This window comes from Mycobacterium sp. ABE4_509 (assembly GCF_056160785.1).
Genome location: NZ_JBSWXU010000187.1, coordinates 1 through 8,904, shown reverse-complemented (window position 1 = coordinate 8,904; position 8,904 = coordinate 1). Strand labels below are relative to the sequence as shown.

Sequence of the window (8,904 nt, the reverse complement as noted above, 5' to 3'; positions counted from 1 at the left end):
GGCCAGGTCGGCCCCGGCCCGGACGCCGGCGACGATGCTGCGCGCCGCCGCGAACGGGGCTCCCAACAGCGACATGGCCCAACCCTTCTATCTTCGCACCGCCCGCACGGCCCGGATCTGCGGGAACCGGGCCCGGATCGCGTCTGTGGCCAGCCTGTTCAATGTCCGGTCCTGCAGGGTGCAGTGTCCGCACGCACCGTCGAGCGCGACCTCGACGATGTCGTCGGTTACCGAAACTACCCGGATGGTGCCGCCGTGTGAGGAGGCCAAAGGCTCTACTTCACGCCTCACAATCTGGGCGATCTCGTGGTGCAGGTCACTGCGCTCCGGCGCGCAAAGCGCCTGGAACAACGTCGTTCTGACGCCGGCTCCGGCAGTGGCCCAGTTCTGCCCGGGGGCCAGCCTGGTGCGGATCTCGCCGGCGCTGATGTCCACGGCGGCCAGCGTGCCGTCGGCCAGCAGGTCCTCGGCCAGCCCGTCGGGCAGCGCCGTGGTGTCGGTGACCCACCGCAGGGTCGACGGATCCTCGGTCGCCTCGGCGTGCAGCCTTGGGGTCATCCGGTCACCCACAGGGTGATGTAGCGCCCGGCGAGCGCCGCGCCCCAGGCGAGGGCGAACATGTAGGTGAACGCGACCGCCGGCCAGCGCCAGGAGTTGGTCTCGCGGCGCATGACCGCGATGGTCGACATGCACATCAGCGCGAAGGCGAAGAACAGCAGCAACGACACCACGGTGGGCGCGGTGAACAACATCTCGCCCTGATGGGGGCCGGACAGGTACACCGCGTTGCGGATCGCATCGATGGGGTTCTCGGGATCGGTGGCCGCGAAGATCTGGCCCATCGTTGCGACGAATACCTCACGGGCGGCCAGTGCGCCGATCAGGCCGACGGCGATGCGCCAGTCGAAACCCAGCGGATCGAAGATCGGCTGGATGAACTTGCCGATCGCGGCGGCGAACGAATGGTCCAGGACGTAGGCCGCGGCGGCGGTGTCGTCCATCCCGGCGGTCTCGGCGGTCCGCGGAGGCAGGTTGAGCAGGAACCACAGGATCACCGAGGTGGCCAGGATGATGGTTCCTGCCTTGCGTAGGAACGCCTTGGCGGCGTCCCACATGCTCAGCAGCACCGACTTCGGCGACGGGAACCGGTAGGGCGGCAACTCCATGTAGAACGGCAGCATGTCGCCTTTGAGGACACCGCGCTTGAAGATCCACGCGGTCGTCATCGCCGCGATGCCACCCAGCAGGTAGAGCCCGAACATCGCGATTCCCTGCACCGAGAACGGTCCGAGCCGGGCCGCCGGGTCGACGAGCAGCCCGATGAGCAGGATGTAGACCGGTAGCCGCGCCGAACACGTCATGAGCGGTGCGGCCATGGTGGTGGCCAGGCGATCCCGGGACGAGGGCAATGTCCGGGTGGCCATGATGCCCGGGATGGCGCAGGCCACCGAGGACAGCATCGCGACGAACGCCCGGCCCTCCAGGCCGGTGGTGGCCATGATGCGGTCGACCAGGAAGGCCGCCCGGGCCATGTAGCCGATGCCCTCGAGCAGCGAAATCAGCAGGAACATCAGCACGATCTGCGGGATGAACACCAGCACCGAGCCGACGCCGCCGATGATGCCGGAGCCGAGCAGCCCGGACAGGGTCGTGTTGGTGACGTTGTCGGCGACCAGCGTCGCCAGCCAACTGAACAGCTGCTCGACCAGATCCTGGAGTGGGGCCGCGACGGTGAAGATGACCTGGAAGAACAGGAACATCACCGCGATGAAGGTGAGCGTCCCGAAGACGGGGTGCAGCAGGACCCGGTCGATGGCGGCGCTGCGGCGGTCGCCTTCGGGCGCGCGGTACTGGGCGGCAGCCAGTATCGAGGCGACCCACGAGTTGAACTCGGCGTCGTCGCTCGGTGGCGGGATCGGTACCCGCGACCAGGTGGTGGGATCGGCGAACAGTGTGCGCAGCGGCTCGAAACCCTTTCCGCGGCTGGCGACCACCCCGACCACCGGCACGCCCAGCGCGGCGGCCAGCCGGTCGGTGTCCAGGTGTCCACCGCGGTTGGCCAACTCGTCGTTCATGGTGAGGACCACCATCGTGGGCAGGCCCAGTGCCAGCACCTGGGCGACCAGCGACAGCGACCGTTCCAGCACGGTGACGTCGATGACGACCGCCAGTGCGTCCGGTGGGGTGATCCCGGGCAACCGACCGCCCAGCAGGTCGGCGACGACCTGTTCGTCCGGGCTGGCCGGGTGCAGGCTGTAGGCGCCGGGCAGATCCTCGATGGTGAATTTGACGGTGCTGCCGTCCGCGCCGGTGTGCCGGCCGGTGCCGACGCTGCGCGTCACGGTGACGCCGGGGTAGTTGCCGGTGTGTGCGCGCATGCCGGTGAGCTGGTTGAACACGCTGGTCTTGCCGGCGTTGGGGCTGCCGACGAGCGCGATGCGGGTCTGGCCGGACGGGGCGTCGACGGGTCCGCTGTTGTGGCAGGCGGGTGCGGTCACGGTGCCACCTCGATCTCGATGTGGCAGGCCTCGTGCCGGCGCAGGCACATGTCGTAGCCCAGGACCCGGTACACGGTCGGGTCGCCGAGTGGGGCGACGCGTATGGCGTGGACTTCGTTGCCGGACCGGAAGCCGAGGTGGCGCAGCCGCAGCGCGACGTGCGCGGGGGCGTCGGCGGCGATGCCGAGGATGGTGGCCAACCCGCCGACCGGCAGATTCGTCAGTGTGGTGACGGGAAGTTGCATGCTGACCTCGGTGTCCGTGGGCGGTGACTTAGGTGAGGCTATGTGCGCCGGGCAAACTCCGCCATGGTCTTTGGTCCTTTGTGGCGCGGTCGACAGAGAGCCGTGTTCACAGTAAAAAGTACGATACGATCGGTTTATGACCGATCTTATTCCTGCCCTGGGTGCCTATTCGCGAAAGGTATCCCCACGCGAGGTGCGTTCGGTGCTGTCCCGCAGCATCCTCGCCGACGGCCTGGATCTGGTCCTCGACATCGACCGTTCGCGCGGCTCCTACCTGGTCGACGCCCGCACCGGCCGCGGCTATCTCGACATGTTCACGTTCTTCGCCTCCAGCGCACTCGGGATGAACCACCCGGCCCTGGCCGACGACGCGCAGTTCCGCGCGGAGCTGACCGCGGCGGCGGTCAACAAGCCGAGCAACTCCGATGTGTACAGCGTGCCGATGGCGCGGTTCGTCGACACCTTCGCCCGGGTGCTCGGCGATCCGGCACTGCCGCACCTGTTCTTCGTCGACGGGGGTGCGCTGGCCGTCGAGAACGCGTTGAAGGTCGCCTTCGACTGGAAGAGCCGGTTCAACGAGAGCCGCGGGATGGACCCCGCGCTGGGCACCCGGGTGCTGCATCTGCGCGGCGCGTTCCACGGCCGCAGTGGCTACACCATGTCGCTGACCAACACCGACCCCGCCAAGGTGGCGCGGTTCCCGAAGTTCGACTGGCCGCGCATCGATGCGCCGTACCTGCGCCCGGGTGCGGACATCGAGGCGCTGGAAGCAGAATCGCTGCGCCAGGCCCGGGCCGCGTTCGAAGCCCACCCGCACGATATCGCCTGCTTCATCGCCGAACCCATCCAGGGCGAGGGCGGGGACCGGCATTTCCGTCCGCAGTTCTTCGCCGCGATGCGCCGGCTGTGCGACGAGTTCGACGCACTGCTGGTCTTCGACGAGGTGCAGACCGGCTGCGGGATCACCGGAACCCCCTGGGCCTACCAGCAGCTGGGCGTGCCGCCGGACGTCGTGGCGTTCGGCAAGAAGACCCAGGTGTGCGGGGTCATGGCCGGCGGCCGCGCACGCGATGAGCACAGTCGCACCCGCGTGGACGAGGTGCCCGACAACGTCTTCGCCGTCAGCTCGCGGATCAACTCGACGTGGGGCGGCAACCTGGTCGACATGGTGCGCTCGCGGCGGATCCTCGAGGTCATCGAGGCTGATGACCTGTTTGGGCGTGCCGCCGGACTCGGCCGCTACCTGCAGGACCGGCTGCACGAGCTGGCAGGCCGGTACCCCGGGTTGGTCCACGACGTCCGGGGCCGAGGCCTGATGTGCGCGTTCAGCCTGCCCGGCGCCGGGCAGCGCGACGCGTTGATCGCCCAGCTGTGGGAGCGCGGTGTCGTCATGCTGGGATGCGGCCCCGACAGCATCCGGTTCCGCCCGGCGCTGACGGTGTCCCGCGATGAGCTGGACGCGGCGATCGACGCGGTCGATGCTGTGCTCACGACGATGTGGGTTCGCTCGGCTGGGTGAGTTTGCGGATCGTCGCCCGCAGCCGTGGCAGGTCGGCTCCGCTGACCAGTTCGCACCCGTGCAGTTCGGCCAGTTTGCGTGCCGCCGGGGTGAATTCGTGGTTGGTGACGACCATGGTTCGGGTGCAGTCCTGCATCGGCGCACCGGCGACGACCTCCTGGACCGCACCGGCGCCGACCGGGCGTGAGTGGCGTTTGCACTGGATGGCCAGTCGATTGGGCCGGTGGCCGACGATCAGGTCGACACCCCAGTCGCCGCTGACCGACGTCATGATCACCGGGAGGCCGGACGAGCGGGCGAGGTGTGCGACGTGATCCTCGAACTCGGTGCCCGACATCGCGTGTTCGCGTCGTTGTTCTCCCGGGGTGGTCGCCCCGACCACGGTGGCCACCAGGAACCGGGGAGCGAGCGCGACCAGCACGGGGGCCGCGATCGCCAGCAGCGCGCAGTACACCGGTCGGGCGCCGCCGAGGTAGGCGGTGACGCCGACGGCGATGCCGAGCGCCGCCAGGAGTTTCCATCGCAGTCCCCGCACCGCCGCATCGTAAGCCTCTGCTCCGACAGTGGGGGCTCACCGACGTGCGTCGAGATTGCGTAGGCGGTCGTGGTCGCCGGTTGTCCACAGCCTCGACTGCAATCTCGGCCCGTCACCGGGGTTTCTGTCGGCGGCGACGCCCAGCATCGGCGCATGCGAAGGGTGTTCATCGGCAGTGAGATTCTGGCCCGTGGCGGGCTGACGCGAGCGGCCCTGCGCTGGAACTACCGGCGCATCTTCCCCGACGTGTACATCGCGGCGCCGGCTCCGCCGAGCTTGCGGGAGCGAACCGTCGGCGCCTGGTTGTGGTCGCGTCGCAGGGGCGTCGTCACCGGGCGTGCGGCTGCGGCCTTGCACGGCGCGCGCTGGGTCGACAGCACCGTACCGATCGAACTGCTGTACCGGTGTGGGCGGCCACCGCCGGGCATCGTCGCCCGTGACGAGCGCATCGACGGCGATGAGGTCACCGAGATCGCCGGCCTGCTGGTCACCACCCCGCAGCGCACCGCACTCGATCTCGCCCGCCACCTGCCGCGCGACGGGGCGGTGGCCTGTCTGGACGCTCTCGCGCAAGCGACCGGCGTCGGGGCGGTCGATGTGCTGAACCTGGCGCAGCGCTACCGGGGTGCGCGTGGTGTTTCACGTGCAGTCACGGCCCTGAGTCTGATGGATGGTGGCGCGCAGTCACCGCGCGAGACGTGGCTGCGACTGATTCTGGTCGACGAGTGGGTCGCCCCGGTTCGTACCCAGATCAAGGTGGCCGAGGGTTCGCAGGTGGCCTACATCGACATGGGCTACGACGAGCCGATGGTGGGACTGGACTATGAGGGCAGTCACCACAGCGAGGACCGGGCGACGTACGTCTACGACATCGGACGGGCCGAGTTCGTCGCACGACGTGGATGGGATGACATTCGTGTGGTCGGTGAGCACGGCGCGGGGTTCATCAAGTTCCGGGTGCGGGAGGCCTTCGAACGCCGAGGCTTCCGGCCGAGATTGCGTCGACGGTCGTGATTCTCGGGCTACAACAGCCCTGAGGGCAGTGTCGTCGCCCGCCACCCGACGCAACGAACCGGGGGCCCAGCCGATCGGCTGGACCCCCGGGGGAGACGGTTGTTACTGGTGCGTCTCCTGACGCTTCTCCGCGGCGTCGGCGCCGGAGCGGGCGGCTTCGGCCTCCGCTTCCTTCTCGGCCACCTCGCGCTGGGCGTCGGCCTTGTCCTGCTGGGCCTTGCCCTCTTCGATCATGTCGTCGCGGCCGGTGACGGTGCCGGCGGCTTCCTTCGCCTTGCCCTTGACGTCCTCGACGACGCCCTTGATGCCTTCTTCGGGACCACTGTTGTTGTCAGCCATAATCACTCTCCGCTCTGGTGGACAGATAATGCAACGCCCGCTTCTTGAGCTCGAAGCGAGGTTTCCCGGTGCCGCAACCAGCTAAACGAGTGATCTGCGTCGCAGCCAAAGCCTTTCTGTCCCAATGCCATCAGATTTCGGCTCTGCGGCGTGGCCAAGACTGGTTTGGCGCTGGCGATCGACGGGGTACTGATCTCTAACCATGTCCAGCATTCACACAGCGTCGTCACTGCATCATGGGCGCCAGCATCAGGAACGCCGCGGCGTAGATCGCCACGGCGATCAACACCAGGCTCACCAGTACCGCTCCGGCCACCACCAGGATCCGGCGGAGCGGCCTGTCGTCCGGTTCGGTCCCGCGAGGGACGTTTTTGTCCATGACATGGGGTTACCCGAGGTGTCGGGGTGCCTAACGTCGTTCAGTTGTGCCCGGGAGCTCCCATGACTGGCAAGCCGTCAGCCTGGGGTAGTCTCGCTGGGAAGTTTCCGGGAGGTCAGATGGCCGAGGTCGTGAGCCGCAGCAACGGGCACTCGCACAGCCCGCAGGCGGTCGAGCTGCGGGTCGCCGCGTCGCTGGAGAATCTGGCGGTGCTGCGCACGCTGGTCGCCGCGGTCGGCACTTTCGAGGATCTCGACTTCGATGCGGTGGCCGATCTGCGGTTGGCCGTCGACGAAGCCTGCACCCGGCTGATCCGGTCGGCGGTGCCGAACTCCACGCTGTTGGTCGTGGTGGACCCCCAGCCTCAGGCGTTGTGTGTGCAGGCATCCACGACGTGCGAGAGTTCCGACATCCTGGCGCCGGGCAGCTTCAGTTGGCATGTGCTGACCTCGCTGACCGACGAGGTGACCACGTTCACCAACGGTTCGTCGCCCGACGGCCAGGTGTTCGGGATTTCCCTGACGACGCGACGAGCGAGTTCCTTGCAGTGACCCGGTCGTCCTCCCAGGGTTCGTCCTCGCGATCGAGCTCTGAATACGCGGACGTTGCCGAGATGTTCCGCGAGTTGGCGCAACTCGACGAGGGCTCGGCAGCGTTCCAACGTCAGCGCGACCGCATCGTCGAGCGGTGTCTGCCGCTGGCCGATCACATCGCCCGCCGGTTCGACGGACGCGGTGAACCGCGTGACGACCTGGTGCAGGTGGCGCGCGTGGGCCTGGTCAACGCGGTGATCCGGTTCGACGTGACCGCCGGATCGGATTTCGTGTCCTTCGCGGTGCCCACGATCATGGGTGAGGTTCGCCGTCATTTCCGGGACAACAGCTGGTCGGTGAAGGTGCCGCGGCGGCTCAAGGAGCTGCATCTACGGCTGGGTTCGGCGACGGCGGAGCTGTCGCAGCGGCTCGGCCGTGCCCCGACGGCCACCGAACTGGCCGCTGAACTGGAGATGGACCGCGACGAGGTGATCGAGGGCCTGGTCGCGGGCAGCTCCTACAACACGCTGTCGATCGACAGCGGTGGCAGTGGCAACGAGGACGCGCCCGCGATCGCCGACACGCTCGGCGACGTCGACAACAGCCTCGATCGGATCGAGAACCGCGAGGCGCTGCGGCCGCTGCTGGAGCAGTTGCCGGAGCGCGAACGCACCGTGCTTGTGCTGCGGTTCTTCGAATCGATGACCCAGACTCAGATCGCCGAGCGGGTCGGCATCTCGCAGATGCACGTGTCCCGCCTGCTGGCCAAATCGCTAGCGCGACTCCGGGACCAGATGGAGTAGCCGCGGGGGTTCGTCCTCGACGGCGCCGAGCGCTTCGTCGACGCACGCACTGACCGGCAGGGTCGCGTCGGGGTCGCAGATGCGCAGCACCCGCTCGACGGCGGGGCCGGACGCGAGTGCCCAGCGGATTCCCTGTGCGACGCACCGCACGTTGAGGTTGTGCAGCGCGGTGAAGCCGGCGGTGGCGAAGAACGTCAGCTCCGACAGGTCCAGGACGAGTCGTTCGGCCCGGTCGGTCTGGCGCAGCGCGTAGTCGACGAACTCCGACCCGTTGGCCGCATCGAGTTCGCCGGCTGCGGACACCAGCGCGGTGGCCTCTGCGGGCCAGCTCGTCTGGAACTGTGCGGTGTGGCTGACCAGGAGGTCGGGTGTGGGGTCCAGGGGACCGTTTTCGGTGGTGGGCAAGTTAGGCATGGTGAACTCCATCAGTCGGAAGTCGTTCCTGCTGTGTTCACGCCAAGGCTGGCCCTAGTTCTAAAAGCCTGTGACGGGGATCTGCTGCCCCCGCGTGACGATGACGTTTTCGGAGGCTGTGCAATCAACCTGCCATGAACGATACGCCCCTCTGGTGATCTTGGACAATGTATGTGAGAGGTTATTAACAAACGTTCAGGCCACTCTTCACGGGCCTGTTACCGAGCCGGGAGTTTCTGACGAACGCCACTGCAGCGCAAAGTGATTCGGCTGGCGGGGTGCTGCTGGCGGCGGGCGCGGGCACCCGTTACGGGATGCCGAAGGTGCTCGCCGGGGGTGGGAGCTGGTTGCGTGCCGGGGTGGCGGCGCTGCACGACGGTGGATGCGCTGACGTCGTGGTGGTGCTCGGCGCGACGGTCGTCGACGTTCCCGCGCCCGCGCGTGCCGCGGTGGCTGCGGATTGGGCTGGCGGGCTGAGTGCTTCGGTCCGTGCGGGGCTGGGCACGTTGTCGGATGAGGTGGAGTACGCGGTGCTGACGACGGTGGACACGCCCGACGTCGGAGCGGCGGCGGTGCGGCGGGTGCTGGCGGCGGCGCGGGCCGGTGAGTCGGGTCTGGCCCGGGC

General features: G+C 68.1%; 12 protein-coding genes. 5 read left to right on the top strand and 7 right to left on the bottom strand.

The features are described 5' to 3' along the window. Positions 1 to 87: 87 nt before the first annotated feature. Genes ACXAID_RS25440 through ACXAID_RS25430 form a run of 3 tightly spaced genes read right to left on the bottom strand, consistent with a single transcriptional unit; the run spans position 88 to position 2,743 of the window. Positions 88 to 558, bottom strand: a complete 471-nt coding sequence (locus ACXAID_RS25440) for a NifU family protein (RefSeq protein WP_475024958.1) — start codon at positions 556 to 558, stop codon at positions 88 to 90. Further along, the gene (gene feoB / locus ACXAID_RS25435) at positions 555 to 2,498 is read right to left on the bottom strand and encodes a ferrous iron transport protein B (RefSeq protein WP_475024957.1); all 1,944 of its coding nucleotides are present in this window, start codon (positions 2,496 to 2,498) and stop codon (positions 555 to 557) included. Before feoB ends, ACXAID_RS25440 begins: the two co-directional genes overlap by 4 nt. Continuing rightward, positions 2,495 to 2,743: a FeoA family protein gene (locus ACXAID_RS25430; protein WP_475024956.1), complete on the bottom strand. Its 249-nt coding sequence runs from the start codon at positions 2,741 to 2,743 to the stop codon at positions 2,495 to 2,497. The genes feoB and ACXAID_RS25430 overlap by 4 nt, the downstream gene beginning before the upstream one ends. Positions 2,744 to 2,879: 136 nt before the next feature. Here ACXAID_RS25430 and lat point away from each other — a divergent pair, with 136 nt between their 5' ends. After that, positions 2,880 to 4,262, top strand: a complete 1,383-nt coding sequence (gene lat, locus ACXAID_RS25425) for an L-lysine 6-transaminase (RefSeq protein ID WP_475024955.1) — start codon at positions 2,880 to 2,882, stop codon at positions 4,260 to 4,262. Here lat and ACXAID_RS25420 read toward each other — a convergent pair. Then, positions 4,231 to 4,797, bottom strand: coding sequence for a restriction endonuclease (locus ACXAID_RS25420; protein WP_475024954.1), 567 nt, complete (start codon positions 4,795 to 4,797; stop codon positions 4,231 to 4,233). The genes lat and ACXAID_RS25420 overlap by 32 nt on opposite strands. 153 nt (positions 4,798 to 4,950) lie before the next feature. Between ACXAID_RS25420 and ACXAID_RS25415 the strand changes: the two genes are divergently transcribed. Further along, complete coding sequence (locus tag ACXAID_RS25415) at positions 4,951 to 5,811, top strand: hypothetical protein (RefSeq protein WP_475024953.1); 861 nt, start codon at positions 4,951 to 4,953, stop codon at positions 5,809 to 5,811. 102 nt (positions 5,812 to 5,913) lie between these two features. Here ACXAID_RS25415 and mbp1 read toward each other — a convergent pair whose 3' ends face one another. Next, the gene (gene mbp1 / locus ACXAID_RS25410; RefSeq protein WP_475024952.1) at positions 5,914 to 6,150 is read right to left on the bottom strand and encodes a microaggregate-binding protein 1; all 237 of its coding nucleotides are present in this window, start codon (positions 6,148 to 6,150) and stop codon (positions 5,914 to 5,916) included. 226 nt (positions 6,151 to 6,376) lie between these two features. Then, on the bottom strand, positions 6,377 to 6,529 hold the full coding sequence (locus ACXAID_RS25405) for a hypothetical protein (RefSeq protein ID WP_475024951.1): 153 nt from the start codon (positions 6,527 to 6,529) through the stop codon (positions 6,377 to 6,379). Positions 6,530 to 6,648: 119 nt separating this feature from the next. Between ACXAID_RS25405 and ACXAID_RS25400 the strand changes: the two genes are divergently transcribed. Beyond that, positions 6,649 to 7,080, top strand: a complete 432-nt coding sequence (locus ACXAID_RS25400) for an ATP-binding protein (protein ID WP_475024950.1) — start codon at positions 6,649 to 6,651, stop codon at positions 7,078 to 7,080. Positions 7,081 to 7,142: 62 nt separating this feature from the next. Next, positions 7,143 to 7,865, top strand: a complete 723-nt coding sequence (locus ACXAID_RS25395) for an RNA polymerase sigma factor SigF (protein ID WP_475024949.1) — start codon at positions 7,143 to 7,145, stop codon at positions 7,863 to 7,865. On the opposite strand, the gene ACXAID_RS25390 is transcribed toward ACXAID_RS25395, so the two are convergent. Further along, positions 7,836 to 8,279: an STAS domain-containing protein gene (locus tag ACXAID_RS25390; protein WP_475024948.1), complete on the bottom strand. Its 444-nt coding sequence runs from the start codon at positions 8,277 to 8,279 to the stop codon at positions 7,836 to 7,838. The genes ACXAID_RS25395 and ACXAID_RS25390 overlap by 30 nt on opposite strands. A 314-nt stretch (positions 8,280 to 8,593) precedes the next feature. Between ACXAID_RS25390 and ACXAID_RS25385 the strand changes: the two genes are divergently transcribed. Continuing rightward, a partial coding sequence (locus ACXAID_RS25385) for an NTP transferase domain-containing protein (RefSeq protein WP_475024959.1) occupies positions 8,594 to 8,904 on the top strand: 311 nt, incomplete at its 3' end.